The 25,375-nt window shown below is 49.7% G+C and carries 24 protein-coding genes and 2 pseudogenes; 10 read left to right on the top strand and 16 right to left on the bottom strand.

Features of this window, described 5'->3' with window-relative positions; all coding sequences use genetic code 11:
* Window position 1 precedes the first annotated feature (1 nt).
* Genes glnP through ACMGG5_RS11810 form a run of 3 tightly spaced genes read left to right on the top strand, consistent with a single transcriptional unit; the run spans window position 2 to window position 2,418 of the window.
* Window positions 2–658, top strand: a complete 657-nt coding sequence (gene glnP, locus ACMGG5_RS11820) for a glutamine ABC transporter permease GlnP (protein WP_024906945.1) — start codon at window positions 2–4, stop codon at window positions 656–658.
* 2 nt (window positions 659–660) lie between these two features.
* Window positions 661–1,383: a glutamine ABC transporter ATP-binding protein GlnQ gene (gene glnQ, locus ACMGG5_RS11815; RefSeq protein ID WP_024906944.1), complete on the top strand. Its 723-nt coding sequence runs from the start codon at window positions 661–663 to the stop codon at window positions 1,381–1,383.
* A gap of 21 nt (window positions 1,384–1,404) precedes the next feature.
* Window positions 1,405–2,418 (top strand): C45 family autoproteolytic acyltransferase/hydolase, encoded by a 1,014-nt coding sequence (locus ACMGG5_RS11810; protein ID WP_407859550.1) that lies wholly within the window; start codon window positions 1,405–1,407, stop codon window positions 2,416–2,418.
* Here the strand turns inward: ACMGG5_RS11810 and gstA are convergent.
* Window positions 2,412–3,017, bottom strand: coding sequence for a glutathione transferase GstA (gene gstA / locus ACMGG5_RS11805; protein WP_157188733.1), 606 nt, complete (start codon window positions 3,015–3,017; stop codon window positions 2,412–2,414). The two genes, ACMGG5_RS11810 and gstA, sit on opposite strands and share 7 nt — an antisense overlap.
* Window positions 3,018–3,136: 119 nt before the next feature.
* Here gstA and ACMGG5_RS11800 point away from each other — a divergent pair, with 119 nt between their 5' ends.
* The 7 genes and pseudogenes from ACMGG5_RS11800 (at window position 3,137) to ACMGG5_RS11770 (ending at window position 8,645) form a co-directional block, all read left to right on the top strand.
* On the top strand, window positions 3,137–3,985 hold the full coding sequence (locus tag ACMGG5_RS11800; protein ID WP_420277896.1) for a LysR family transcriptional regulator: 849 nt from the start codon (window positions 3,137–3,139) through the stop codon (window positions 3,983–3,985).
* 242 nt (window positions 3,986–4,227) lie between these two features.
* The gene (locus tag ACMGG5_RS11795; RefSeq protein WP_157188731.1) at window positions 4,228–4,683 is read left to right on the top strand and encodes a hypothetical protein; all 456 of its coding nucleotides are present in this window, start codon (window positions 4,228–4,230) and stop codon (window positions 4,681–4,683) included.
* A 213-nt stretch (window positions 4,684–4,896) separates the two neighbouring features.
* On the top strand, window positions 4,897–5,565 hold the full coding sequence (locus tag ACMGG5_RS11790) for a class I SAM-dependent methyltransferase (protein WP_420277895.1): 669 nt from the start codon (window positions 4,897–4,899) through the stop codon (window positions 5,563–5,565).
* A 210-nt stretch (window positions 5,566–5,775) separates the two neighbouring features.
* Window positions 5,776–6,495: an alpha/beta fold hydrolase gene (locus tag ACMGG5_RS11785; protein ID WP_024906938.1), complete on the top strand. Its 720-nt coding sequence runs from the start codon at window positions 5,776–5,778 to the stop codon at window positions 6,493–6,495.
* 534 nt (window positions 6,496–7,029) lie between these two features.
* A pseudogene (locus ACMGG5_RS11780) lies at window positions 7,030–7,146 on the top strand (serine dehydratase); the annotation flags it as partial.
* 35 nt (window positions 7,147–7,181) lie between these two features.
* Window positions 7,182–8,318 carry an asparaginase gene (locus ACMGG5_RS11775; RefSeq protein ID WP_024906937.1) on the top strand — a complete coding sequence of 379 codons (1,137 nt, stop codon included), beginning with the start codon at window positions 7,182–7,184 and terminating at the stop codon, window positions 8,316–8,318.
* 123 nt (window positions 8,319–8,441) lie between these two features.
* Window positions 8,442–8,645 carry a hypothetical protein gene (locus ACMGG5_RS11770; RefSeq protein WP_061715812.1) on the top strand — a complete coding sequence of 68 codons (204 nt, stop codon included), beginning with the start codon at window positions 8,442–8,444 and terminating at the stop codon, window positions 8,643–8,645.
* 558 nt (window positions 8,646–9,203) lie between these two features.
* On the opposite strand, the gene ACMGG5_RS11765 is transcribed toward ACMGG5_RS11770, so the two are convergent.
* From ACMGG5_RS11765 to ACMGG5_RS11695, 15 genes and pseudogenes are all read right to left on the bottom strand, one after another.
* Window positions 9,204–10,736, bottom strand: coding sequence for a cyclic diguanylate phosphodiesterase (locus tag ACMGG5_RS11765; protein WP_048991857.1), 1,533 nt, complete (start codon window positions 10,734–10,736; stop codon window positions 9,204–9,206).
* 197 nt (window positions 10,737–10,933) lie between these two features.
* Window positions 10,934–11,238, bottom strand: a pseudogene (locus ACMGG5_RS11760) (hypothetical protein); the annotation flags it as partial.
* A 1,192-nt stretch (window positions 11,239–12,430) separates the two neighbouring features.
* Window positions 12,431–12,808 (bottom strand): hypothetical protein, encoded by a 378-nt coding sequence (locus ACMGG5_RS11755; protein ID WP_048993206.1) that lies wholly within the window; start codon window positions 12,806–12,808, stop codon window positions 12,431–12,433.
* A gap of 386 nt (window positions 12,809–13,194) precedes the next feature.
* The gene (locus ACMGG5_RS11750) at window positions 13,195–13,581 is read right to left on the bottom strand and encodes a hypothetical protein (protein ID WP_420277894.1); all 387 of its coding nucleotides are present in this window, start codon (window positions 13,579–13,581) and stop codon (window positions 13,195–13,197) included.
* 155 nt (window positions 13,582–13,736) lie between these two features.
* Entirely contained in the window at window positions 13,737–14,321 is a 585-nt protein-coding gene (locus ACMGG5_RS11745) for a hypothetical protein (protein ID WP_420277893.1), read from the bottom strand.
* Between the two features lie 85 nt (window positions 14,322–14,406).
* A complete protein-coding gene (locus ACMGG5_RS11740; RefSeq protein WP_420277892.1) occupies window positions 14,407–14,706 on the bottom strand; it encodes a DUF7716 domain-containing protein in 300 nt (99 codons plus the stop codon).
* A gap of 521 nt (window positions 14,707–15,227) precedes the next feature.
* Complete coding sequence (locus tag ACMGG5_RS11735) at window positions 15,228–15,794, bottom strand: hypothetical protein (RefSeq protein ID WP_420277891.1); 567 nt, start codon at window positions 15,792–15,794, stop codon at window positions 15,228–15,230.
* A 255-nt stretch (window positions 15,795–16,049) separates the two neighbouring features.
* A complete protein-coding gene (locus ACMGG5_RS11730) occupies window positions 16,050–16,487 on the bottom strand; it encodes a hypothetical protein (RefSeq protein WP_420277890.1) in 438 nt (145 codons plus the stop codon).
* Window positions 16,480–16,866, bottom strand: a complete 387-nt coding sequence (locus ACMGG5_RS11725; RefSeq protein ID WP_420277889.1) for a hypothetical protein — start codon at window positions 16,864–16,866, stop codon at window positions 16,480–16,482. The genes ACMGG5_RS11730 and ACMGG5_RS11725 overlap by 8 nt, the downstream gene beginning before the upstream one ends.
* Before the next feature lie 234 nt (window positions 16,867–17,100).
* Window positions 17,101–17,544 carry an SMI1/KNR4 family protein gene (locus tag ACMGG5_RS11720; RefSeq protein WP_148769262.1) on the bottom strand — a complete coding sequence of 148 codons (444 nt, stop codon included), beginning with the start codon at window positions 17,542–17,544 and terminating at the stop codon, window positions 17,101–17,103.
* A gap of 7 nt (window positions 17,545–17,551) precedes the next feature.
* Window positions 17,552–21,748, bottom strand: coding sequence for an RHS repeat-associated core domain-containing protein (locus ACMGG5_RS11715; RefSeq protein ID WP_420277888.1), 4,197 nt, complete (start codon window positions 21,746–21,748; stop codon window positions 17,552–17,554).
* Between the two features lie 17 nt (window positions 21,749–21,765).
* Window positions 21,766–22,203: a DcrB-related protein gene (locus tag ACMGG5_RS11710; RefSeq protein ID WP_420277887.1), complete on the bottom strand. Its 438-nt coding sequence runs from the start codon at window positions 22,201–22,203 to the stop codon at window positions 21,766–21,768.
* A 72-nt stretch (window positions 22,204–22,275) separates the two neighbouring features.
* On the bottom strand, window positions 22,276–23,139 hold the full coding sequence (locus tag ACMGG5_RS11705) for an HlyD family secretion protein (RefSeq protein ID WP_248272934.1): 864 nt from the start codon (window positions 23,137–23,139) through the stop codon (window positions 22,276–22,278).
* Window positions 23,136–23,351 carry a DUF1656 domain-containing protein gene (locus ACMGG5_RS11700; protein ID WP_024906912.1) on the bottom strand — a complete coding sequence of 72 codons (216 nt, stop codon included), beginning with the start codon at window positions 23,349–23,351 and terminating at the stop codon, window positions 23,136–23,138. The genes ACMGG5_RS11705 and ACMGG5_RS11700 overlap by 4 nt, the downstream gene beginning before the upstream one ends.
* On the bottom strand, window positions 23,344–25,326 hold the full coding sequence (locus ACMGG5_RS11695; RefSeq protein WP_420277886.1) for an FUSC family protein: 1,983 nt from the start codon (window positions 25,324–25,326) through the stop codon (window positions 23,344–23,346). Before ACMGG5_RS11695 ends, ACMGG5_RS11700 begins: the two co-directional genes overlap by 8 nt.
* Window positions 25,327–25,375 lie beyond the last annotated feature (49 nt).

Here is a 25,375-nt window from a genome sequence, read left to right as displayed (position 1 = left end):
GATGAATTTCGACAGTAAATATATTTGGGAGTCCCTGCCGCTGTTGTTGCAAGGACTACAGCTGACGCTGATTATTTCATTATCAGGTTTATTGGGTGGTTTTGTTATTGGCCTGCTGGCGGGAACCTGCCGGGCGCTCGGAGGGAAAATATCAAAGACAGTCTCGTTAGTCTTTGTCGAGTTAATCCGCGGGACGCCTATTATGGTGCAAGTGATGTTTATTTACTTCGCACTGCCCATGGTGTTACCGATTCATATCGACCCGGTAACCGCGGCCATTACGACTATTGTGATTAACTCGGGTGCTTATATTGCAGAAATCACCCGAGGGGCGATCCTCTCGATTAATAAAGGTTTTAGAGAGGCCAGCCTGGCAATGGGATTATCTCAGCGCAGCACGCTATGGCACGTCATTATGCCGCTGGCATTACGCCGTATGATCCCTGCGTTAGGTAATCAGTGGATTATCAGTATTAAGGACACCTCGCTGTTTATTGTGATTGGTGTGGCGGAATTGACTCGTCAGGGGCAAGAAATTATTGCAGGTAATTTCCGCGCGCTGGAAGTCTGGACCGCAGTGGCAATGATTTATCTTCTGGTGACGCTGTGCCTGAGTTTCCTGCTGAAGCAACTGGAGAAGAGGATCCATATTTTATGAGCATGGTTGAATTTAGCGCAGTGTCGAAAAATTTCGGTGCCACTCAGGTGCTGCACGACATCAATTTAAAAATTGACGCCGGCGAAGTCGTGGTGATCATCGGCCCTTCCGGTTCGGGCAAATCGACGCTGCTGCGCTGCATTAACAAGCTGGAGGAAATTTCCTCCGGCACGCTGCTGGTAGCGGGAATGCATATTACCGATCCTCACGCTAACGAATGTGATATCCGCCGCGAAGCCGGGATGGTGTTTCAGCAGTTCCATCTGTTCCCCCATCTGACGGCGCTGGAGAATGTGATGTTTGGTCCGGTTCGCGTACGCAAACAGAGCAAAGCCGCCGCGCGGGAGCAGGCACTGGCGCTACTGGACCGCGTTGGCTTACGCGAACGCGCCAGTCACTACCCATCAGAGCTCTCTGGCGGTCAGCAGCAACGCGTGGCCATCGCCAGAGCCCTGGCGGTGAAGCCGAAAATGATGCTGTTCGATGAGCCGACCTCAGCGCTGGATCCCGAATTACGGCATGAGGTGCTGAAAGTCATGCGCTCGCTGGCCGAAGAAGGCATGACCATGGTGATTGTGACCCATGAAATCGGCTTCGCCCGCGATGTGGCATCACGGCTCATCTTTATTGATGGCGGTACCATTGCCGAAGATGGTCCACCTGATATGCTGCTGAATAGCAGTCGCAATCCACGCCTGAAAGAATTTTTGCAACACGTATCCTGAACAGAAGTGAATGATAATACTATGAAAAAAATCGACATTCGTGGTTCCGCTTTTGCAGTAGGTCAGGAACTTGGCGCCTTTGGCCGCGAGGCCTGGCATGCAAAACTCACGCAAACGGCGTTGTGGCAAACCGTTACCGCCATGAAAGACACAGAACAGACCCGAAGCATGCGCTCGCGGGTCCAGTCACACTATCCCCTGATCTGGCAGGAGCTGGAGGGATTAGCCGAGGGTCTGGAAGCACCGTTTGATGAGGTGTTTGCCTGGAACTGCCGCGGCGATCTGGTGCGCTCAACCTCTGATGGCTGTACCACGGTAGCGGGAAGAACCGCAGAGGGGGAGCTGATTATCGCGCATAATGAAGACGGTTTCCCGCAGCTTCGCAATGACTGCGCCATCGTCAGCATCACCCCGGATGACGGCCTGGCGTTCACCAGTTTTGCTTATCCGGGCTCAATTTGCGGACATACCTTCGCCGTAAACGAAAAGGGCGTGGTGAATACGGTGAATAACATTCGCGCTTTGCACCGTCCACGCGGAATGCCGCGCCAGGTATTAGCCCGCGCCGCGCTGAATGCCGCCACCTTAGATGAAGCCATCTCAATACTGACCACCGTGCCACGCGCCGGTGCATTTCATCATACGCTGGGACAAATGGGAGACAGCCGGCTGTTTAGCGTGGAAGCGACGGGAACAGGCTGTTCCGTCACGCCGCTGCGGGACGTTTTCGCCCATGCTAATCACCTTATCCACCCTCAGCTTGACGCGGTTGAGCAGGTGATCACCGACAGCTCCCGGTCACGCCAGCAGCGGCTAAACGCCTGGCTGGAGACGCAATCTCACCTTGATGGTGCGGCGGCACTGGGTATTCTTTCAGACCAGCATGATCCCGCGCTCCCGATTTATCGTCTCTCGCCACACGACCCGGATGAAGAGAACACGCTGGCCACGGCCATTTTTACCCTGAGTACGTCGGAGATAAAATGGCAGATATTCACACACGATCGGCAAAAACCTGCTTTACAGTCTTACTGAGCCGCTTCCGCACGTAATGCGGCCTGCACCGCTGGACGGGCATTAATTTTATCTCTGTATTCCAGCAGCGCAGGCCAGGGGCTCAGCTCAATGGAGAAGAACTTGCACCACCCCAGCACGGTAAAAAGATAGGCATCTGCCACGCTGAAGGTCGATCCCGTCAAATAAGCGCGAGTGGAGAGCGTTTCCTCAAGAAAACTGAACCGCCTGAAGAGCTTCTCACGAAAAATGGATTTGACCTCTTCGGGCAGCACGCGATTGAAAAGAGGAGCCGATCCCGCGTGTATTTCACTGGTGATAAAGTTAAGCCATTCCTGAAGCCGCACCCGCTCCCAGCTGTCTGCGCGCGGTGCCAGCCCCCTCTCCGGCTTGAGGTCAGCGAGGTATTGCAAAATCGCTGGCCCCTCGGTCAGGACATTTCCGTCATCCCGTTCAAGCGCGGCGACATAGCCTTTAGGGTTAATGGTCAGGAAGTCGCGCCCGTCAGCGGTAAGCTTGCTCCTGTTGTCCACTTTAACCAGCTCAAACTCAATCGCCAGTTCGCGAAGTACGATATGGGGTGAGAGTGAACAGGTGTCCGGGGCGTAATAGAGTTTCATAATCTCTCCGTTAAAGCTGTGAGTGATAAACATTCGGTTTGCATTCACTGTGCTTAAAACCGTTATCACTGTAAAATTAATGATTCATAAATTAACTATTAGCTGAGCTACTTATACCCATGATGAATCTGTTGCACTGGCGCCTGGTGGTTGCCGTGGCGGACGCCAGTAATATTTCGCGTGCCGCTGAAGAGGTCGGCATGACGCAGTCGGGTGCCAGCCAGGCGATCGCTCAGTTAGAGGCTTCATTAGGATTTGCGGTATTTACGCGTGAGCGACGCCACGTCGGTGTTACAGCCCTGGGCGAGCGGGTTGTCAAAGAGGCAAGAAGCATGCTGGCACGGCTGGACGCCATCCGCACACTGGCGGATGAGAGCCGCGGGCTGAGTGGCGGGCGCATTCGACTTGCCAGTTTTCCGTCTGTGACGTCCACTTTTTTGCCGGGACTGCTGCGGGACGTGAAGCGCCTGCATCCTGAAATAGAGGTGGTCGTACTGGAAGGCACGGACCAGGAGGTCGAAGAGTGGCTTGCGGCAGATACGGTTGATCTCGGCGTGGTCATGAACCCTGTTCCCGGACGCGCGGATGCGATCCTGGGGCAAGATGCATGGGTCGCGGTGCTGCCAGCCAACCACCGTCTGGCTCGCTATGCACGCACGCGCGGCATCACCCTTGAGGAACTGGCAGACCAGCCCTTCGTACTCGCCACAGGCGGTTGTGCCGTCAATGGAAAAAGCCTGATGGAGCAGACTGGGTTGGAACTGTCTGACGTACAGGTGACCGTCCGCGACTGTATCAGCGCCTGCCTGCTGGTACGCGAAGGCTTGGGCGTCGCACTGATACCTGAATCCGCCCTGCCGGATGAATTACGCGGTTTGTGCATCGTGCCCGTGACGCCTTCGCTGTGCCGGGAGTTTGGGCTGGTTTGCTCCCAGGCGGGCAAATCTTCCCGCGCGACGCAGACGTAATTAGAAGGATTGATCAAAATGAAAAAGTCTGCGTAAAGAGTAACCGCGGTACAAAATGTGCCCGGCGGCTACGCCCTTCTGGAAGCCGCCTCGCAAACCTGCAAGCAACCTGATGTAATTCATGGCTATCCCTTTTTTTCCCTTCTTCGCGGTCGTAAAGTGCCTGCGTTGCGGCACATCCGTAACCGGGCGTAGGAACCCGTTAGCATAACATGACATTTTTTGCACAACGAGGATGCTAAATGGCTACTACCCCTGAGTTTTCTTACGCGCTCTCTGCGGAAAGCGCTGTTTGTCACCTCATCAACAATTCAATTTCCGATTCTGCGGATCTCTTCGAACTGGCCGATGCCTGCACCGCCTATGTAAGCGTATTGGTGGAAACTGACGACGAAGTGACATACACCACGCTCTGTAAGCGGTTGCTGGCTGCGCTGAAGCGACTACGGGACCGCTGTGATGCTGAACTACCGCCGTATCTGGTTGAACAGCTGATTGCGGGAGAAAAGATGGCTTCCTGCGTGCCGGACTGCTGGCAAGAGACGACTCTGCAGGTGGACTATGCCGTGGCGTTAACGCTGGCGGTGATGGGCGGAACACTGCCTGCGAGCGTGGCGAAAGAGCTGACCGGGCTGCTGCATGATATGGTCTGGCTAATGGCGGAGTTTGTGAAGGAGCCGTATATCGCGGCGCACTGAGGCGTGAGATGGGAGGCCGGAAAACTGCTGAGTAAGAAGCAGGAATTTCGGCCTTACGCAAAATACAATGTTGTTTGTCGAATGTCCCTTAAGAGTGAAAGCGGACGTTAGTGCGTGTATCTACAGCACGCACTTTTTCGCCAGAAACTTCATTTTTTCCATAAATAACATATAAAATAAAGGGTGTTATTGTTGCAATAAAGCGTCTTAAATATGAATCCCTATGAAGAAAAATACAGACAACTCATAGCGAATGGGGCTATAGCTTGGGCTGATAAAGGTTATTTCAGGGCAAAAGAACAGCAAGAAAAAATCTTTCAGTGGCTTGATTTTAATAATTATTTACCCCAACCTGGCGCGCCAATACTTGAAATGGGATGTGGTAATGGAGCGATGGCTGCGCAGTTTCTTGCTGAACGAGGATATTCAGTATGGGGTGTGGATTTTTCTGAAACCGCTATCAGATGGGCTGAAAGGCGTTTTCAACAAGCGGGCCTCTCCGCTCATTTTCTTGTCGGAAATGTTTGTCATATTTATCAATGCAAGGACTCAATGTTTGAGCTGGTTATTGATGGTAGTTGTTTGCATTGCCTGATAGATGATGACCGAACTCGCTTTTTCGCAGAAGCGAAAAGATTGCTCAAACCCGGCGGACGGCTTGTGATCAGCTCCATGTGTGGAAGCCCCCGTAATTCTGATGATATTAGTGTTTTTGATCCTATAAGACATCATTTACTGAAAGAAGGTCACCCCTGGCGTACCCTGAAACCTTTCCCTGCATTAACAAATGAGATACAGGAAGCACAATTTAACGTACTTGCAACAAAAGTTAATACCAACGAGTGGTGGGATCATGCCACTCTGGTATGTTCTTTGAAATAATTATCGGCTGATTGCTCGTTAAAGTTACATCCGCTTCAGTCATCGAAATTAGATGCTAGTCTGAATTCCGCTTTTAGCGAGGAGCGGAAGATGCCGACGCACATCAATTGGGCAAGAGATCGTGTGACAAACTAAAAAATGGCTACCGAAGCAGTGGTGATTCAGTCTGACATTGCATGGCGCGCTTGGGTTTGATACAACGAATAAACCATGTCGCCAAAAACACATACGAAGATGATTTCGAGTCACAACTTCCTGGTCCCGTTCCATGGCAAAACAATTCATGCTGAAAGCACATTTGGGCGCAATGGACATGTTCTGATGCTTCATGGTGGCGGCAAAGATCGAACCGTTTTCTACAAATACCGGGATATTTTGGATACGCTGGGTTTTGGAACGACGGTATTTGACTTTATAGGTCATGGTGAAACGGGGGGAGACATTCACGAATCTTCTCTTTTTAATCGTACGATGCAAGCAGAGGCGGTTATCGCTTCTCTGGGGCAGACGCTTACAGGTTGTATGGGCATCAGTATGGGAGCCTATAATGCACTTCAGCTTAGTAAAGCGATGCAATTCCGATCTCTCATCCTTATGGTTCCAGGTGTCTACTCAACACTTGCATATAAAGTTAAGTTTGGCCCTGATTTCTCTGCAATAATACGCCAACCCAGGAATTGGGAACATACAGATGCATGGAACATTGCTGCTGAGTTTAACGGGAATTTACTGATTATTGCTGCCGAAAATGATGCAATCATCCCCTCAGAAATACCAGAAAAGCTGCTGTCTTCTGCATCATGCTGTAGTCAAAAGCAACTTCTGACCATTCCCAAAGCTGGACATAATAATATTTGGGAAAATGTCATGCTCTCACCTGCGCTATACGAAAACGTAAGATCGGCCTTTAAGCATTGTTTATCTGATTAAATCAATGACCGCTCCTGGCACGCAGCAGACAAGCACCATCTATTCCTCCCGCAACGAGGCCGTAGTCTTTTTGAAATGTAAGCAAAGAAAACAGTGGCTTATTAAAAACCCAATTAAAAATCATAGTTGACATATTAAACTTTAACACCCGTCTTTTTGTTAACGCGTTGACTTGAAAATGTTTTCATATTGTTAACATTGTGCATGCATTAGTTCTGTTTTTTATATTTTGATAACATCAATTCTGTTAAAACCATCACCAGGACAACTTTTGACTCATTAGTGGATTCTGTATCAAATTTTGTATGGAATAAATTACATAGATTAAATAACCCCATTTATGTTCCAGGGATTTTTTCTTTGAGATGTGTCGCAATATAAGCTTGTCTTCCAGAGTGAGAACTGGAAGTGAAAGGACAAGGTGTGTATAAATGAGGTGTTCTTTATATAACACTACTTGCTTATGGTGATGTAGTTGCATCTGCTGAAAAATTGATAGATGAGTAATTATAACGCCGGCGATCAGTCGGTACTCTGGCCTTTTCATCCGGCAATTATGTTCAGGCTACCACTCTGTCTGCAAAATTACCCGGTATGTCGGCTACGATTGTCATGCCCCATGATGCTCCAGCCAAAGTATCGGCGACAAAAGTTAAGGCATCTGCCTTTTATCTAAGGAATAAGTCATGTTCAAGCCTATAAATCATCCTGTCGCGTTTGCGCTAACACTAGTATATGCCTCGCTATTTACTCATGGTTCTCAGGCTGCAACGGCCTCGCCGTCATTAACGACATATAGCCAAAAAGCGACTGAGGCTCTGCCTAAATTGATGATCCTTGCTACCGGCGGTACCATTGCAGGACAGAGCACTGGTGAAGACTCCAGCTCTATCGGATACACATCCGGCGCCATCAGCCCAAGAGTATTGCTTGCAGCCGTTCCAGGATTGGATAAAAAAGCCCAGCTTAGTAGTGTCCAGGTCGCATCCATTGGTTCTCAGGACATGAATGATAAAATCTGGTTTGATCTTGCCCAGAAGATCGACGATCTGTTCAGTACAGGTGCCGCTGACGCTATTATTATTACCCATGGCACAGATACTCTTGAAGAGACAGCTTTTTTCCTCAGTCTGGTAATACATCACCCCCAGCCTGTTATTATTACTGGAGCCATGCGACCGGCGACAGCAACTGGTGCAGATGGCCCTGCTAATTTGCTTGAATCTGTGAATACTGCTGTGGACAAACAATCGAAGGGACGGGGAGTAATGATTGTGATGAATGACACTATCCAGTCACCGATTTGGTCCACGAAATCGGATACAACCGGAGTGGCTACTTTTCAGTCACCTTACGCCGGCCCACTGGGTTATGTCGATGCGGCAGAAGTTCATTATATTACCCCGGTGCCGGCAGAATCTCGTCTGTCTCTACAATTACCTGCATCCCATAAACTTCCGCGGGTTGAGATCATTTATGCCCACAGTAATATGGACGATGTCCAAATCAACAATGCGGTGCGTGATGGTGCAAAAGGAATTATTCTCGCCGGCGTGGGAGACGGAAATACATCCGCCTCAGCGTTAGCTGCGCTCAAAGCGGCCCGGGAGCATGGACTTGTCGTGGTCCGCGCATCGCGCTCCTATACAGGAGCAGTAAAACGTAACGTCGAGGTCGATGATAACAAAGCCGGCTTTGTTGTTTCGTCGGGGCTGAATCCGGCAAAAGCACGGATCCTTACTCAGCTTCTGCTTGCAAACGGAAAGACTTCACCAGAAAACGTTCAGGCCGCATTCTGGTCAGTTACCGGCCATAAAAACTGACGTAAAAATACCCTTCGATAAGAGGCGTTTTCGATGCTTTTACAGATAATTTTTTATCTGGGGAAACGCCTGTGAAATATGGTGATCGGGCGGTATACCATAACGCATAGCCATGATCCGCGCATGTTCACGTTTGACAAAATCAAAATTGACGGCAGTTTTGTTAAAGATGCCGTCGTTCGGCCGGACTGTGCCGCTGTCGCTGAAGGTGTTGAAACTCAGGAGCAATTTGATCGTATCCTTGAGGAAGGTGTGCAGAGATACAGGGTTATTTTTACGCGCCTCCCGTTCCGTGCGAAAGAGACGTTATTGCCGTGGAAAGGTTAAACAAACTCAGAGCAGGTTCCTCTGCAGCGAATACGGAACATGGCTGCAACTGACTTCCATCCAGAGCTCAAACCCTTTCTTCTGATGGCCAAACTATCATAGAGGTACATCTAATCCCTTATCAAAGGCGATTTTTCAGTGGCGTTTGGGGTTGCAGACATTGTGAAGAGTGCGTGGGAAAAAGACGTCTCCCCAGGGGAGGAGACGTAAAGAATAAAATGCTAAACAACAACGCCATCACAGCGATAGATAATGTGTCGAAAACGGTTAAAACCAACGAAACCGTTTGCGTGGGTTATTTTCTCATAACCGCTCACCCTTAACAGCTACCAGAACCGGTAAAAACGACAGCTTGCATTTCCGTTATCCGATGAGCAGTTCTCTGTCTAACGGTTCGATCCGGTTTCTGACGTCATCAATAGTGGCGAACGTCATTCTGTGCCCCCTTAAACTGCTTCGATAGGGTCACGCTAAAGCGCAGAGCGGAACTGATAAGCCTACTGAGATGAAGTTCCGCTATGAGCGAGGAGCGGACGTTTCTTTTGAACATCCAACTGTTCATTCAACCTTCACTCTCACTTTAGGTTTAGATAACAAAATCATTATTAATTCAGAAAAAGGAACTGGCTTAAAGAAATAATATCCCTGCATAAATAAGATATTGTTCCTGATTAGATAGTCAAGCTGCTCTTGCGTTTCTACACCTTCTGCAACAATGCTTATTGAAAGTTTTCGCGCAAGGTCAAGGACAGAATCCAGTATGAGAGTCGAGTCCTCATGCTCATTAACCCGACTTACAAAAGTTTGATCAATTTTGATGTAATCAATATTGAGATCCTGTAGGTAGGAGAGCCCTGAGTAGCCGGTTCCAAAATCATCAAGTGCAATGGAAAAACCATTTGCATGCAGTTCATTCAGGGTTTGAGCAAGTTTTTCATCGATATTCAGGGGCTCACGCTCGGTTACCTCAATGACAAGTTTCAAATCGTGCCGACTGAAACAATTCTTATATTTCAAACACTCTTCCACAAATGTGGGCGCTGCGATATGAGAAGGGTTGTAGTTAATCCCAACATGGAATCCTTCTGGTATTTTACTGGCAACGGCGTTCAAATTAGACACTACTTGGGCCATAAGGCTTTGCGTTAACGGTACTATCAACCCTGATTTTTCCGCCAGAGGAATAAATGAAGCAGGAGAAATATACCCTCCGTTCGGATTCTTCCATCTGGCCAACACTTCAACACCACGAAGTGTGCCATCTTTGCCATTTACGATAGGCTGATAAAAAGGGACGATATCCCCCTTGGAAATGGCCCGACCAAGCGCTTCTTCAGGGAGAGTAGTTTTAGTAAGATATTTATTAAGGATGTAGGCGGCGAGACAGGACATCAGCAGTAAAAACAGCAGTATCCCCCCAGCCTGACTGATCATATTCTGCAGGTTCTGCATGCTGAAAAACGCAACGTAGTTGTAATCAATACTGAAGGGATATTCTGAGTCCCTAACGTGTGCAGAAAGATGTTGCGTTTCGTTTACCTTAGTGACATCACCGGACATACCTATTACGTTATTCCCTACCCTTAGGGCGTATCCTAGGCCTTTTAATGGGATATCCAGCGCATCCCTGATATGACTATCGCTTACTGTGACTATGATACGGCTGTCAGCGTATTTGGTCTGAACGAGAAGAACAGGAAGACCGTCAACTGTACTGCTGGAAGGCACAAGTAACAGTTGGGAATTCGGCAATGCGTTAATGTTAACCAGTAGTACGCGATTTCCCGGTAGGGATGAACACCAGACTGCTCCCCTCCTGACTATAATGATAGTTCTGAGATGGGGGAGGAGTGCTGCTAAAGTACCAAGCTGATATTGCTCTTCCGGGCCACAGCCTTTTTCGGCAATACCCATCGCCGTCCGGTTAGCAAGGCGGGCTTCATTCAGAATCACTGTCATATTGTTTGATACATACCTTGCCCCAGCAAGACCGTCTGCGCGAGTGGTGTACCAGACCTGTGTATTAAGAATGAATACCCCCAGGATAAACATTGCCACGGCTACGGCGATGGGAAGAATTGCATTGCGCATTTACGTATCCTGGGATGTCTGATTAGACTACTATGGAGCATCGAAGTGCCCAATTCTGTAATTACAAAAAGCATGGTTGATAAGATAAAAATTAACCATGACAAACATAGAAATATTTTGCACAAAGCGAGCACTTTTCCTGAGACTTCGTTTTCAGATACAGGGATGTGATGCTACCCTGATCGCCTTAGAAATCTTTACTTCCGCTTATGGCGCAAGGTTGCTGTTATAGCCCTGACAATCTTATACTCCATCGACTCAGATATCTCTAACGCATCATCGACTTCAATGCCCAGATAGCGGACTGTGCGTTCCAGTTTGTTATGGCCAAACAGAAGATGGATCCCCTTGAGATTCTTGCTTTTCTTGTATCTCAGTTAAGATTTTGTTCTCCTCACGGAATCAGTGCCTTACAGCGTGTCATCAAGACCAAGCGTTGCTGCCCATCCATGATAATGCGATTGTATTGTCGGGATGAGATATGTTGGTAAGAACTGGCCCGCTATTGGAACATAAAGTCTTAGCTGTGCAGAAAATAGCCTCCCCTTTAATTGATTTTAAAAATTAATAGTTTTCTTGTTATTGTTTTATATATAACACAAAAGAATTACTAGATTGTTAATCATGGCTCGTCGTGTATATTGTATAAAGAAGATAAAGAATATTATCGATGTGAAATTCTTGACGGGATATTCGATGTCGATTATCCCGTTTTTTTTGAAAAAAATCCTCTAGATTTTTGTATAAAAAAATCGAACAACTGCTTAAGGAAAAATGTTCTTTTATAAAGATACGTTAAGATGTGGTGCCGGGTGCCTCCCGATGTATCTTTACCAGTCCTGAGATACGCGAGCATATTGCATTTTGACTGGTTCGCCCCGCCGCTGAGGGGGATTCACCACTTGATAAAGTTAGAATAAGATCATGTTTTCGTCAATATGCAATTCTTCGAGAGTTAATGGACGCATTTAATATTTTTGTCATCTAACGGTCGTTTGATTTAAAGAAATAACCATCTGCAGATGAGTGTAGAGGTTGCATGAATTTCCGATTTTATTGCAAAAAAAGAATTCTAATATTTCTTTTAAAATTCACACACTAACTTTTTGAGTGCGTGCAAAAAAAACCGTGTGCTTAACACGGTTTCTGAAAATCAGAAAAGGTTGCTTTACCATTCATGTGCTTCATAAGAAGCTTATTCATTATAAGCTACAATCAAAAAGTATGCTGAATTTTTATAATAAATGTAAGTACCGATATCTTTTCTTTTCCCCTCTTAGTAGGCAGCAAGATTGCAGTTAGCCTCAACGAAAGATTATTTGTATTATAGAACAATCGCTTGCTATCTTTTTTGGTGACATCAACGATGTAAGCACAACTCGATAAGGGTTTCGTTCAACTTTAGCGGGCAACAAAAACCATTCACTGCTTTTGAGTTTTTCCCGTATCGATTTTGAATTGTTTGATATTAATCCTCCGCTGCGACCTGCTCTCCGTTAACTAGCAAGGACTTACATTAGGAACGTCTGCTCATGGCACAAAGCGGACATATCTTTCGCTTTCACCTCATACAGTGACGTAGCAATCCTATTCGCCGTTAAACGTTGGCTCAGCACATGTGCCCTCTACTCGAAATGTCCCGCCTGCATCTTTTAAAGTTCGGGTGCTAAGATAGCCATGTAGTAGCTAAAACCTTACGGTAATTGTAGCGGCACATCACTGCCATCAAACATTTCTCTTAAATACTTTTCAAGCGATTTAAAATCTTTTGCTGCAGGAATGACCACGCGATATTCGCTGATGCCAATTTTTTTTGCGGCATCATCATTAAGCACGATCACAAGTTTGCCATCTGTGAGTTGAACGGAACGAATAGAGTCTGTTAACTCATATTCCGTTGACTCACTCTGAAATCCAATGCAGTCGTTAATAGGTAATTCATCCTCATCAAATCGTCCTATAATGATAAAGTTTTTTGGATCATGAGTGTCATCTCCTATTCCGATAGTGAGAACATCATTTTCTTCAAAGCAGTTAATATACGCTGCAATAAGATTTTTAACATTACTCATCAGTTGTCCTTGTCTTGAATCGTTTTGCTCCTGACAGATTTTACCGAAAGCATGATATTCATTAACATGTTAGTATCGTAAAAGTAGTCGAAGATTGCATCCGCACAAATATTTTTAATATTGCTCCTGTTAAAGGCAAAGTATATATTTCCGGCATAGCGAAGCGGCTGATGTGCCATCGCCATGCGATTCACAACACATGGGAAACCTTGGCTCCGATGACGTACCTCGCCAAAGCTGCCGAGCTGGCCGCTTCCGCGCACTTAGCCGCATTCGTCGGTTATCTCGAAATCGATTTGACTTCTTCGGGCAGCACGAGGTTGAAAAGAGCTGTACATACAGCGTGATTTTAAGATGAATGTTGACCTTATCTGGGATCGGTATATTCATCCTTTAGTTAAGCGTCTATTCATTATGTCATTAACATAATGTTCAATCGAAATATTGTGCTCCCGATTAATCTGAGAAATGAATGCGCTAAGATGCTCTTGCGATGCATGAAGGGTAGTGGCAATAAGGTTATCAAAATCGTTCTGAGTGAATCGTTTATGTCCCTTCAACGTCGAGCGCTGGAGCAAAGTGTGTGCGGACACTTCCAGGACGGCCCGCCGGTAATGATCGGACAGCAGGACGTCAAGATCGATCTGACGAATATCAAACTCAAAATGAAAACTGACAAATCCCGATTCAACAGGTAATGAATAAATCAGTTTGTCACCTAATTGCTCAACGTAAGGTTCATATCCTTCTCCAATTACTCGCGTAGTCTGCATATAATCCCTTTCCTTTCATGCATTAGATTAATTTCTCTTGAATAAATATACCGCATTACTATTTTAAATCTTGTTTAAAATACCCGTAAAAAAGAGAACCTCACATCGCTATAAAATAATATTTTACCGTGAGGGTTTCCTTTTAAAGAAAAAACCTATCCATAAAAATAATTATAAAACGCATTGAAGTTTTCATTACCGATAAGAGGCACAATCCTTCCCCGCAATTCATCAATAAAATCATCTTTTACTTCGTCATTATCATCTGCTATATCAAAGATATCGTATTGGCCATATACCAAATCAATAAGCTCAGCTAGAGAAAATATGAACCCAGAGAGACTGCTAGCTATCTGAAACGGTTCAATTACATCACAATCTGCATAAACAGAGGTACTCCCTTCATCGATAACCGCAATTATAGGTTTACCTCCGCCTAAATCATTACCAATAACAAGATAATTATCTGGTAAGTATTCATAACCACTTTGAGCCTTCAAGAGCTCACTGGCCGAGTGAAGTTTAATTGGCGTGAAGCCTGTTTCAATCTTTAACTTTTCAGGATTATAATTTTCATATAAAAATTCCACCTCTGTCGAACGAGGTAAGTTGGACGGGAAGGCATTGTCCAGATCAGTGACGGTGCTGAAACTTCCTGACAGCGAGTGTTTATTGCAGATGACAATAAGTTGTTTTAATGCTTTTTCAATCTCATTCACAATAGTCTCAGACGCATCCATAAATATAGCCCTCAGTAATAACCAATTAATTTAGAATTACATTCTCAGTATGTACTACCTTCAAATAAGCTAAGTAAATCAATTTTTAATTAATCTCTCGCTCTTTAAATAAAAGCTCTATGAAGTTATCGTTCTCGAGATAAAAATTTAAAGCTGATATGAAATCCGCTACAGATGGTTTTTCTCTTTGGATAGAGATATTATGTAATACATCTATAAATTGATCTCCATAGAAAAACAACTCTAGAGAATTATCAACAACAAAATCAGGATATACTTCCTCATCGTCATCACTAATGACAGGATAGTTATCTAAATAACAAACAAGCACTTCTTTAGCAGTTTCTTCATATTCTTTTGTACACACACAAAATTGTCTAAGCATACGCTTTTCTGTATTCTAACTGACTCATACGCAAAATCCTTGAGTTTTATCTTTTATACTTTATAAAGCAAGTGTTAATAATGGGATTATATATTCCATTGAACTGTAGTTTAATCAAATTTAATAATTAGGGTGATTTTTTGAATCATTTTTACCACCAGAAATCAAACCCTTAAATCAGATTATATTTTATATCGATTACCTTTACATTCTCATAAAGGATATCCTATTGTATTGTACGCATCGACTTACTTTCTTAACTACTATAAATCTATACTTTCAAATATCAACAGTTCTAAAAATAAAATTTGAACATGGATATGTCACTATTCTTAAATTATACAGGCATGTATTTTTCTGACGCCTGATATTAACGCCATTTTTGATTAGCGAAAAGAAACTTATAACCGAAAGTAAAAACTTTAGAAGAAATACATTTTGCATTAAAAAATATAATATCATCATTATTATATAAGAAGGAAATAACCGATATAATCTGGCTTTTTATTAATCACTTATCTTTACGAGCATTGCCAAAAACCAGCTATAATTTTTCCGCTGGATATATTCTTATACAAATACAAAGCACCGTACCCAAAGATGTAATCACCATCAAGCAATGTATCTGGATAATAATCTTCATCAACCTGCATAAAAAATTTATAACCATCCTTTTGCAAAGCATCAAAATAATAATCTTCAGATTGTATTAACCTTGCTTCTTCGGTTTTAGTGATAAAATCAAACTCTTCACTTTCAACCTTATCATACCCAACAATAACTGCCTTGTTAATGTATTTTATCGTAAATTCTTCATTATTGCTTTCATCAGAAAACGTATGCGTAAAAACTTTTACTGAACAATTAGGGTAGATATTGTTATCAATCATATCGTCATATCCTTCAGAAGTAAGTATCGTAATATACTCATGTCCAATATCAGGATTCTGAACTGTCAAATAAAACTTATAACCCTGAACTTCATCTAGTTTATCTAAAAAGAATTCAGGGATGTTTCCACCTATCCGCCCAATGACATTACTATCAGAAAAGATATTTATTTTAGAGATTAGATTATATTTAATCATTTCTTCAACTCATCCCCATAAAAAGTACATTTTCTCTTTCCTAATTCCCATAACCATTTTAGCGAACAAACTCTTAGCATCTTTAAGTCACATTTATGATTAACTACATTGTACGTCTCTTTAGGTATGATTGAAAAATAAATTAATAAAAGCCGGAAAAGTTTATTTTCCTTGCCGGCTAATGGATTTAATAAAGCCTGGAGTCTGAGCGTGGTTCAACATCTCTTATACCAAGTTGATTCGTTTTTTCAAAAATTAAATCATAGCAATAAACAGTCTCCCCCCCTTTAATAAATGAACCCCTTCAAGGCTCACTTTATATATTCCTTTAGGAATATCAGCGTTAATCCAACCAGTATAATCTTCCCACTCCCAAAATACTGCCATATCAGCAACGTATAAATCACCAGTTACATTAAGATAGAAATATTTATCTGTGAATATAACTTCCCTATCTTTATCGTCGGGGAGTTCATTTAAAAAAAGCCTAACAACATAGCCACCATCATCAAGGCCCATAATAGGTAAGGCAATACCTTTATTAAGAACAAGATCCCCTTTGTCTGTGGTGGTGAATTCCTGGAGAATGTTATCTCCATCCTCTATCTTCCCACCAAATGGGGCCAGTATTCCTGGATAATCGAAAATTATTATCCCGTTAAAATCCACATCAATGTCAATTATTTTAACCACATCTACCTCCTGATGCCTTACATGTTTGTTTATTGTTGAACCACTCCAGCAGTTTTGAATGTGCTTCTTTAGGAGTGACATTTCTGGCTAAGATTTCACCCGTCGAAGGAATCTTTAAATCACCACTTATATGTGAAACGGAATCTAAATTACGGCTATACGCATTGAATAAATCTTCCGCGGAACCCTGCCACGGCCCCTGAATTTTTCCAATATCGTTTTTAATAGCTCTATGTAGTTCTTCATGCATTCCAGCGCTATAAGGATCCGGGAAAAACGTTGGTGTATTTTCATAGTACCAAGATCGGTTGGTCCAATGCTGTTGGCTATTTTTCGTGGCATTAAATAGTATCCGATTCAAATTGGGTTCAATGCCCATGGCATTAACCCTAACAGATTTATCCAAGTAAGTTGGTTGGGAACATATGAGTATAAGTCTAACCCACCATTTACCCCTCTCGAAGCCTGCACAATAAGCTGACAGATCTGCGTATAGCAGAAAAGGAATATGTTATTAATGAAATAATTGGGCACTCCATCATTGCATTAATGAAGCCCCCTGTAAAAAGTAGTGATTAACAAAGCCACCCTCTTACGAGGGTAAGAACCTGTATCACCATGCTTCATCTTCAGGAATTATTTTTCCAATAAAACTTTCAAAATTTGGCTCAAGATAGATCTCCTCCTGATTTTCCAAATCACAAAAATATACTGCACCATCATTTATCCCAACACAATAGGGGAACCCACCTCCATCAATTGCGAATGGTATAAAATTTTCTGCAAGAATTTTTTTGTTAATTACTAAATCCTTATAGTAATCATCAACAGTTAATATGCCCGATCTTTTAGTATGTAATATAGGTAGGAAATATTTTATATCATTCTCGTAGTGTTCGCTTTGATAAACACGACGACCTTCGTCCAGTATGCCACCATTACTTATAAGCCATAAAGATTTTAAGGCATTAGGAAAAGTTACACCCAGCGAAACTTCGATCTTGCCTAGCTCATCAGCAGATACAGCAGGGGAAGAATCTATAAGTTTAATCATCATTTCTCTCCTATTGACAATGTTTAGGAATACGACCTCTCAGCCATCCTTTACTATGAGATATTTTTATAGCTTCAGGAGAGCCATACTTCACTCCAAAATGTTTTTCGAACTGAGATACAGACCCCTTATGTGGGAAAGATGCTTTGTGCGCCTCAGTCGTGACCAGCTGCATAGTTGACTTACCTGTTTTTGGATCAAAATCATCAAGATGATGCCATGTATATTCGCTTGCATCAGCTTCACTTATGCCTGCAAGTTTGTAGGCTTCTGTGAAATCCCGCCCCCTTGATCCTTGAAGGGTAATTTCAACGATATTTCGTTGTGTCCCAGTAACAGGATAAAGTGATGGGCTTCCACTAAAGTCAACGCCGCTCAATGCCAGACCCATAGGGTCTATCCATAACAGAGGGTTAGGGGCATAGTTATATAAATTTAAGTTTCCGCCATTCAGCCCAATCGGATCCTGCACAATAAACCGCCCGACCTGCGGGTCGTAGTAGCGGAACAGGTTATAGTGCAGCCCGGTTTCACCGTCAGCGTACTGCCCGGCATAGCGAAGCGGCTGGTGTGCCATCGCCGTGCGATTCACAACCCTTGAGAACCCTTCGCTCTGGTGGCGCACCTCGCCAAAGCTGCCGTACTGGCCGCTCCAGCGCACCGCGCCGCGCTCGTCGGTCACGTCCAGCGGCGCCCCGTTCAGGTCAGTGTTGAACCAGTAAATCTCACCGCTGCTCTGGTCACGAAGATGGTCCACCCGCGCCAGGGGGCTCCAGGCCTCATTCGGATCGTATACATAGGTGCTGCACAGCCCGCTCTCCTGCTGCTCCTGCAGCAGGCGGTAGCCCTGCCACAGGAAGCGGGTGTCGGTGGTGCCGTGCGTCGTAGTGACGATTTTGCGCGTGCGGCGGCCCAGCGCGTCGTAGTGATAGCGCGCCTCAAAGCGCCCTTCCGGCCCGGTTCCCCGGGCGGACACCAGACGGTTCTCGGCGTCATAGGCGTAATGCTGTTCATACAGCCCGTTGCGACGGCTGACCAGGTTGCCCCAGTGGTCGTATTTCATGAACAGCGCCTGCCAGTGCTGCAGGCGGTTATCCGTGACCGGTACCGGATCGTCACTGGCGGCGAGGTTATCCGCGGCGTCGTAGCTGAACTGCGCGCGGCTGTGCCCCTGGCGGGCCTCGTAGTGCTTCAGCAGACGCCCTTCGGCGTCGTAGCCGTAGTCCACCTCACCGCGCAGGGTGTCGCTGACGCCGGAAAGCTCACCGCGTGCGGTGTAGCGATAAAGGCGTTCCAGTAGCTCCTGCTCCGGCAGGGTCACGTCCGTACTCAGCTCGCTGCGCTGCAGGGTGCGTCTTCCGAGGCTGTCATACTGACGGAGCTGCTCGCGCGCGCCCTGAGTGCGGCGCACCTCGCGGTGCAGGCGGTCGCGGGTGAACTCGGTCACCAGCTGCTGCCCGAAGCGGATGGCGCTGACGTGGCCGGAGCCGTAGTGCAGCCAGGCCAGCTTTTGCTCGCCGGGCAGCGTCAGGCCGGTCAGGTTGCTCAGGGCATCCCACTCGTAGCCCACCGCGCCGTTAATACCGGACTCGCTCAGCACGCGCCCGGCGGCGTCGTGGCGGTATGCGATCTCATCGCTTTCGATACCCAGGGCAACGCCTTCGGTCGTCGGCGTGCGGCGGATGCGGGTAATCTGGCCGCTCAGGTCGCGGAAGTAGCGGTACTCCGCGTGGCGCTGAGTGCGCCCGATCAGCAGCCCGCTGTCGTCATAGCTGAACTGCTGGACGCGACGGGCGATACCGCCGTCGGCGGCAGGCCGTCCGTTTTCTTCGAGCGCGCAGAGGAACCCTCGCGCGTCCCATTCCATATAGCGCACGGTCTCATCCGGGCGCGTTTCGCTGAGCGGGCGGCCCACGGCGTCGTAGGTGAACCGGTATTCCGCCCCGTTGCCGTTATCGAGCCGCAGCAGGTTGCCGCGCGGGTCGTAGCGCCACTGGCGCACGCGGCCAATACGGTCGGTGAGGCTGACCGGGAGGCCGAGCGCGTTGTAGGCCCAGCTAACCTCGCTTTCCAGCGGGTCGCGCCAGCCCGTGAGCTGGCCGCGTTCGTTCCACACCAGCGACTCGCGGCTGCCGTCCGGATGGATCACGACGCTCAGCAGCCCGGCACGACTCCACTCCCGGCGCGTGATATTCCCTTCCGCATCCTCGCTGGCAATCAGCTGCCCGAATCGATCGTAGGTGAAGCGGGTCACGCTGCCGGAGCAGTCGGTGCGCTGCGTCAGCAGCCCCTGGTGGTTCCAGACCAGGCGCACCACGCCACCTGTGGCGTCGGTGATGCTCTCAGGCAGGTTTTCTTCATCGTCAGGATAGCCATACGCGGTGGTGCTACCGGCCGGATCCGTTTCCGACAGCAGGCGACCGCGAAGGTCGTACATGGCCTGCGATGAGGTGCCGTCCGGGTACACCGTGCGGGTGATGCGGTCGGTCAGGCGATGCCAGTGGTACTCGGTGCGGCGGCCCGCCGGGTCCGTCTCGCTGGTCATGCGGCCGTATTTGTCCCACGTGCTGCGGCGCATTGCGCCGCCGGGCAGAATAACGTCGCAGAGCTCGCCGTCGCGGTAAACAAACGTCGTCTGGCGACCGTCGTAATCCGTGAAGCGCGCGACGTTGTTGTCGTCGTCGACCAGCCAGTGCGCCTGGGCGCCGTCATCGCGGATAGCACGGCGGATGCCATTTTCAAAATCGTATTCGAACGCCAGCTGTTCGCCGCCGCTGTGGCGGAAGCCGACCACGCGCGGCAGGCCGTCAATCTCCCGCCAGCGGTATTCGCTCAGCAGGCCGTTGGCGTCCTCATGGGCGCTCATCAGCCCGTCCTGCCAGCGGAAGCGTCGGCGCACGCTACCGCCCCGGCCGGTCACGGAGACCAGCTGGCGCTGTTCATCATAAGCGTAACTGACAAGGCAGATCTCGTCATCCAGCCATGCGCCGACGAGCCTGTCACGGTCGTAGCGGCAGACCACGCGCTGGCTCGCGCTGTCGGTCAGGGCATGCAGGGTATTATCCGCATTCCACTCGAAGAGGATATCGTTGCCGCAGGGTTCAGAGATGCGCTGAAGCAGTGACGGGGCATCATCCCGCAGCGGCGCATAGTGCCAGCGCTCGCCGCTGACGTCATACACCGACCAGCTGTCGTCAGAGTGATGTTCAAGCCAGTTTTTTTCGCTTTCGCAGTAGGTGCGCATCCCTTCCGGGACCTTCGGGAAGGCGACGTAATCGCCGGACGGCGCGCGCCACACCAGACCGTCCTGGTAAGGCTCCAGGCGGCTTTCCCAGAACAGGCTCCAGCCGCGGCCCAGCACGCTGTCGCCGGGGTTGCCGCTGCGCCAGTAGCGCTGCCAGCGCACCGGAAGGCGGGAAGGCAGGACGAAGTCCAGCTCATCATCCCCGCTGAGAAATTTTTGTCCGCTGACGATATCCACCGGGCGGGCGATGATCCCCGCGGCCGCCACGCCTGTCATCAGCGTGCCGGCGCGACAGGCGATACGGGCCAGCTTATTGATGCCGGGGATTTTGCCCAGCAGCTTAGAGAGCGCCCCGGCTTTACCAGCGGCACCGCCCCACCCGCCGATAAGCCCGGCAAACAGCAGGGTAAGATCGGAGACTTTGTAGAGCCACTCGGGGACTTCAGACTGAATGGGGAGGGTTTGCTGCGGGTCGCCGCCGATAATGACGTTGTCCGAACCGGTCATCACCTTCGCGTCGCAGGTGGTGCGATCCCCGATGCGTGCCGCAGGCAGGCCGTTGATAGAGACCCGTGAAGAGCCTTCGGCCATCTGCTGCGAGCCATCGTCAGAGCACTTCACCGCGCTGTCCGTGGCCATGGCGGCGGGTTTACCGTTGATAAACACGTTGGGCGAGCCGGAGGTAATGACGCCTTTCTTCGTCATGCTGGATGCCCCGGCGTCCGCGATGCTGTCCCGGGCGGCGGTCGCCAGCTCCCCGGTGTAATACCCCACGGCCAGGCTGGCGCCGACGAGCAGGACGCCCACGCCAAGACAGGATGCACCAAGTCCGGCAATAAACATGGCTCCCGCCAGAATGCCTCCAGCGGCGGCAATCAGGCCGCCGACAATCGTTCCGGCAATCATCCCGGCCAGCGCACCGGAGTGGCCGATATCATCACCAACGCGTGCTGCTTCAAACATAACAACTGTCCCTGGTGTTAATGGTGGAAGCGGAAGCTCCTGAGAAGATCGCCAAACAGCGTGCTGTCAGCATCGCCCAGCGCGCGGGTGCAGGTCATGGTGAACACCAGAATGTTATTGCTGTCGACGTTAAATACGGCCTGCTGCTGCCATATGCGTTTCCCGTCGCGCAGGTAGGTAGCATGAACGGTTTCACCCTGTAAAAGATCGTCACCCAGCGTAGCGGCGCTGCGCTCACCCTGCTTCCAGCCCTTGATGTGTTTTTCCATCAGGGCGAGCTGACGATCGATATACGCGGCAAGCGCTTCACCGGCGTTGAGAGCATCGCGGGAGATGTTGAACGCCGGTGCATCCGCAGCGGGCGACGCAAATACGTTGACGGTACGATCCTGATATCCCTCAGGAAAAGAGAGCAGTCCTTCACTGAAAAGGCACTGCGAATGTTGTTCTGACATTGAGCGGGTCCCACCACATATTTTCAGAAGCGGTAAGTTTCGCATATGTGTTTAAGGCTGACTATCCCCAGATTATCGCCCCACCGCCACGCTCGCCGACAGCCCCGCCACCAGTTCAACCCCCTCCGGCAACCTGTCGATATGAATGCGCACCGGTACGCGCTGTGCCAGCCGCACCCAGCTAAAGGTAGGCTCGACGTCGGGCAGACCCAGCCCTCCCGTCTCGTCGTTGCTGTCCCCAATCCCATGCCCGATGCTCTCAACGTGCCCCGTGATGACCGGCTCGTATCCCATCAGCACAACCTGCGCGGCATCCCCAACGCGAATATGGCGCAGCTTGGTCTCTTCAAAGTATCCCACCACCCAGAAGCTGTGGGCATCGACGATGGCGACCTTTGTCTCCCCCGCCGTCGCGTAGTCTCCGGGCCGCAGCCGCAGGTGCGTAACGTACCCCGAAACCGGCGCACGGATGGTGGCGTGCGCCAGATTAAGCTCAGCCAGATCCAGCGCGGCCAGCGCGCCGTGATAATTGGCCGCCGCGACGTTCGCCGCGCTGCCGGTTTGCTGCAAATCCTCGCTGGAGATGGCGTTTTTAATCAGCGTGCGGCGATGGGCCGCGTCCTGGCGCATCAGCATCTCATGGCGTTTCGACTCCACATCAGCCTGCGCGCTTGCCACCGCCAGCTTGAGCCAGCGCGGATCGATGGTGTAAAGCACATCGCCCCGATTCACCCACTGGTTATCCCGAACGGCCACGCTGATGACGGGCCCGGAGACGTCCGGCGCAATCTGCACCACGTCCGCCCGCACGCGCCCGTCGCGGGTCCACGGCGTTTCTGCGTAGTGTTTCCACATCATAAACGCCAGAAGCGTAGCCGCCGCGACGACGCTCAACGTCAGCGCATACCGAGCCAGTAAAGAGAGCAGTGATTTCATGACAATAACCCCAACGCGGTCAGACCCTGCATCAGCAGGAAAAAGGTGACAATCCAGGTTGAAACATCCATCAGCGGGCGAAACGGCAAGCGCCGGTAGCCCCTGCTAAGAGAGAAAAGCGCGACGAGGCTTAGCGTGCAGACCAGCGCCGCGAGGGCGACCGTCAGCAACCCCGGGATAAAAACCCCGCCGATATTGAGATCGTTAACCATGGTCTGGCTCCCGTAATGCACAGTGCAGATCCACCAGCCTGAAGATAAACTGGCGCGTATGTTCATCTGCCGCAGGCAGATGGCGCTCGATAAGGGTGACGATGCGTTCCCGTAAGGCGTCACGGCCTGCATCGTTTATTCGATGAAAAAGTGCGTCAACCTCCCTGCCGGGCGGTGCGTCACTGCGGCGTAAATGCATGACCGACAGCCCCAGACGCAGCGCGTGTAGCAGCCGATCGAGCGCCTGCTCTGGCGCGCGCTCGCTGCGCTGCAGTCGCGGCAGCAACAGGGCGGTTCGGTCCATCATCAGGTTGATCCAGTGCGTTTCGTCAACCCGCAGCGTGCCCTTCACGCTGCGGCGAATGTCGCGCTGGCACAGGTTCAGCAGACGCGTGATGGCACCATCCGCCTGCACGGTTTGCAGCAGGCTCATGCTGATAACGGCAAAGCCGGTCGCGGCAAATAGCGCGATGGCGGTGTTGGCCGCAACGGCGAAGTCTCCGCTGTAGTGCGCCCCCAGCTCGCACAGAATGGGCAGCGTCAGGGTGATGCCCATCGCCATAAACGTGGTCGGTGGACGCGCCTGAAGCGACCCGGCCAGAAGATACGCAGGAGCCAGCACCGCCACCAGCACCGGGAAATCGCTCACCAGCGGCAGCAGCGCAAAGCTGTAGAACAGGCTAATCACCACGCCCCAGAACGAGCCAATGATGTATTTCACAATGTGGGGGGCCGGGGTGTCGAAGCTGCCAAACAGCGTGCAGCAGACCCCCAGGATAGACACCGCCGTACCGCCATCCGGCCATGCTGAGAAGATCCAGACCAGACAGCCGCTCAGGATGATGGCGAAAGCCCCCAGCGCCGTGCGGGCCGCGGTAAGAGGATCGCGGTGGAAAACGTAGCCTTTCGCCGCGCGGGTTTGCCTCTCCCCAAAGACGGGTTTGGCGTGGAGGATGGCCCCGGAAAGACGTTCGCACTGCAGCAGAAGCGCGATCGCCTCCGAGAGGTAGCGAATAAAACTGACCAGCCGCGCGTCGTCAAACGTCTGCGCCTGCGCGGCATACCGATCGATGAGAAGCGCACAGCGGAGCCGCAGCGCCTCTGCCGTGCTGCTGGCACCCGCGCCTTCAGCGGCCAGCCAGGCCTGAACGTCCTCCAGCAACGCCTGCGCGTCGGCGGGCAGGGTTCCAGGCGTTGGCATGCGGTCGTGTAGTTCACAGTTTACGATAACGAGCCGCGCCAGCCGGTCGTGAATCGCTTTTCTGGCCTGCCGCACCGGGGCGGAGAGGGCAAAATCGTACGGAATATGGTGGCTTATGCCCTGCAGGAACTGCAGCGCCAGGGCCAGATGCAGCGGGCCGGAAGCCGCATCGGGCTTGCCCGCTAAGGTATCCGCCACCCGCTCGCGCGTGGCCTGTAGCGTCTGGGATAATTTAGCGTTGAACAGCCCTGATACCCGCGCGGGCAGCACGTAGCGGTGAATCAGCGCCGCGCAGAAAATCCCGATCGCGATCTCCTGCACGCGGACAATAGCGACGTTAAAGATGCCGCCGGGATCGGATACCGCGGGAAAACCAATCAGGCTCGCGGTGTAGCCCGCCAGCACAAAGGCATAGGCCCGGGGCGTGCGCTCCAGCAGGGAGAGCCACAGGCAGAATACGATCCAGCCCGTCAGCACCATGCTGCACAGGATCGGCGTATTCGCGAAGGTGGGCACAATCAGAACGGTCGCGCTGGCCCCGACAACCGTACCGGCCAGCCGGTAGAGGCTTCTGCTGAGCGATGCCCCGACCGACGTCTGCGACACGATGTAAACCGTAATAATCGCCCATGAGGGGCGTTCGAGGCCGATAGACAGCGCGATGTAATAAGCGAGCATCGCCGCGGCGAAACTCTTCGCGGCGTAGATCAGCGCCCCCGCGTCGTTTTGCAGCGCGGCGGGCAGGCGCACGGGATAAGAGAAGACGTTTTTCATGCCGGAATTATTACCGGCTTGCAGACCCGCTTAAATACTCTATTCTGTC

The organism is Enterobacter sp. BNK-34, assembly GCF_048684445.1.
GTDB lineage: Bacteria > Pseudomonadota > Gammaproteobacteria > Enterobacterales > Enterobacteriaceae > Enterobacter > Enterobacter pseudoroggenkampii.
This window is presented reverse-complemented; position numbering and strand designations above follow the sequence as displayed.

What these genes read in the sequence shown, in the direction of transcription:
- glnP (WP_024906945.1), top strand. Translation starts at nt 2, where the DNA reads ATGAATTTCGACAGTAAATATATTTGGGAGTCCCTGCCGCTGTTGTTG.
- glnQ (WP_024906944.1), top strand. Translation starts at nt 661, where the DNA reads ATGGTTGAATTTAGCGCAGTGTCGAAAAATTTCGGTGCCACTCAGGTG.
- ACMGG5_RS11810 (WP_407859550.1), top strand. Translation starts at nt 1,405, where the DNA reads ATGAAAAAAATCGACATTCGTGGTTCCGCTTTTGCAGTAGGTCAGGAA.
- gstA (WP_157188733.1), bottom strand. Translation starts at nt 3,017, where the DNA reads ATGAAACTCTATTACGCCCCGGACACCTGTTCACTCTCACCCCATATC.
- ACMGG5_RS11800 (WP_420277896.1), top strand. Translation starts at nt 3,137, where the DNA reads ATGATGAATCTGTTGCACTGGCGCCTGGTGGTTGCCGTGGCGGACGCC.
- ACMGG5_RS11795 (WP_157188731.1), top strand. Translation starts at nt 4,228, where the DNA reads ATGGCTACTACCCCTGAGTTTTCTTACGCGCTCTCTGCGGAAAGCGCT.
- ACMGG5_RS11790 (WP_420277895.1), top strand. Translation starts at nt 4,897, where the DNA reads ATGAATCCCTATGAAGAAAAATACAGACAACTCATAGCGAATGGGGCT.
- ACMGG5_RS11785 (WP_024906938.1), top strand. Translation starts at nt 5,776, where the DNA reads ATGTCGCCAAAAACACATACGAAGATGATTTCGAGTCACAACTTCCTG.
- ACMGG5_RS11775 (WP_024906937.1), top strand. Translation starts at nt 7,182, where the DNA reads ATGTTCAAGCCTATAAATCATCCTGTCGCGTTTGCGCTAACACTAGTA.
- ACMGG5_RS11770 (WP_061715812.1), top strand. Translation starts at nt 8,442, where the DNA reads ATGTTCACGTTTGACAAAATCAAAATTGACGGCAGTTTTGTTAAAGAT.
- ACMGG5_RS11765 (WP_048991857.1), bottom strand. Translation starts at nt 10,736, where the DNA reads ATGCGCAATGCAATTCTTCCCATCGCCGTAGCCGTGGCAATGTTTATC.
- ACMGG5_RS11755 (WP_048993206.1), bottom strand. Translation starts at nt 12,808, where the DNA reads ATGAGTAATGTTAAAAATCTTATTGCAGCGTATATTAACTGCTTTGAA.
- ACMGG5_RS11750 (WP_420277894.1), bottom strand. Translation starts at nt 13,581, where the DNA reads ATGCAGACTACGCGAGTAATTGGAGAAGGATATGAACCTTACGTTGAG.
- ACMGG5_RS11745 (WP_420277893.1), bottom strand. Translation starts at nt 14,321, where the DNA reads ATGGATGCGTCTGAGACTATTGTGAATGAGATTGAAAAAGCATTAAAA.
- ACMGG5_RS11740 (WP_420277892.1), bottom strand. Translation starts at nt 14,706, where the DNA reads ATGCTTAGACAATTTTGTGTGTGTACAAAAGAATATGAAGAAACTGCT.
- ACMGG5_RS11735 (WP_420277891.1), bottom strand. Translation starts at nt 15,794, where the DNA reads ATGATTAAATATAATCTAATCTCTAAAATAAATATCTTTTCTGATAGT.
- ACMGG5_RS11725 (WP_420277889.1), bottom strand. Translation starts at nt 16,866, where the DNA reads ATGGGCATTGAACCCAATTTGAATCGGATACTATTTAATGCCACGAAA.
- ACMGG5_RS11720 (WP_148769262.1), bottom strand. Translation starts at nt 17,544, where the DNA reads ATGATGATTAAACTTATAGATTCTTCCCCTGCTGTATCTGCTGATGAG.
- ACMGG5_RS11715 (WP_420277888.1), bottom strand. Translation starts at nt 21,748, where the DNA reads ATGTTTGAAGCAGCACGCGTTGGTGATGATATCGGCCACTCCGGTGCG.
- ACMGG5_RS11710 (WP_420277887.1), bottom strand. Translation starts at nt 22,203, where the DNA reads ATGTCAGAACAACATTCGCAGTGCCTTTTCAGTGAAGGACTGCTCTCT.
- ACMGG5_RS11705 (WP_248272934.1), bottom strand. Translation starts at nt 23,139, where the DNA reads ATGAAATCACTGCTCTCTTTACTGGCTCGGTATGCGCTGACGTTGAGC.
- ACMGG5_RS11700 (WP_024906912.1), bottom strand. Translation starts at nt 23,351, where the DNA reads ATGGTTAACGATCTCAATATCGGCGGGGTTTTTATCCCGGGGTTGCTG.
- ACMGG5_RS11695 (WP_420277886.1), bottom strand. Translation starts at nt 25,326, where the DNA reads ATGAAAAACGTCTTCTCTTATCCCGTGCGCCTGCCCGCCGCGCTGCAA.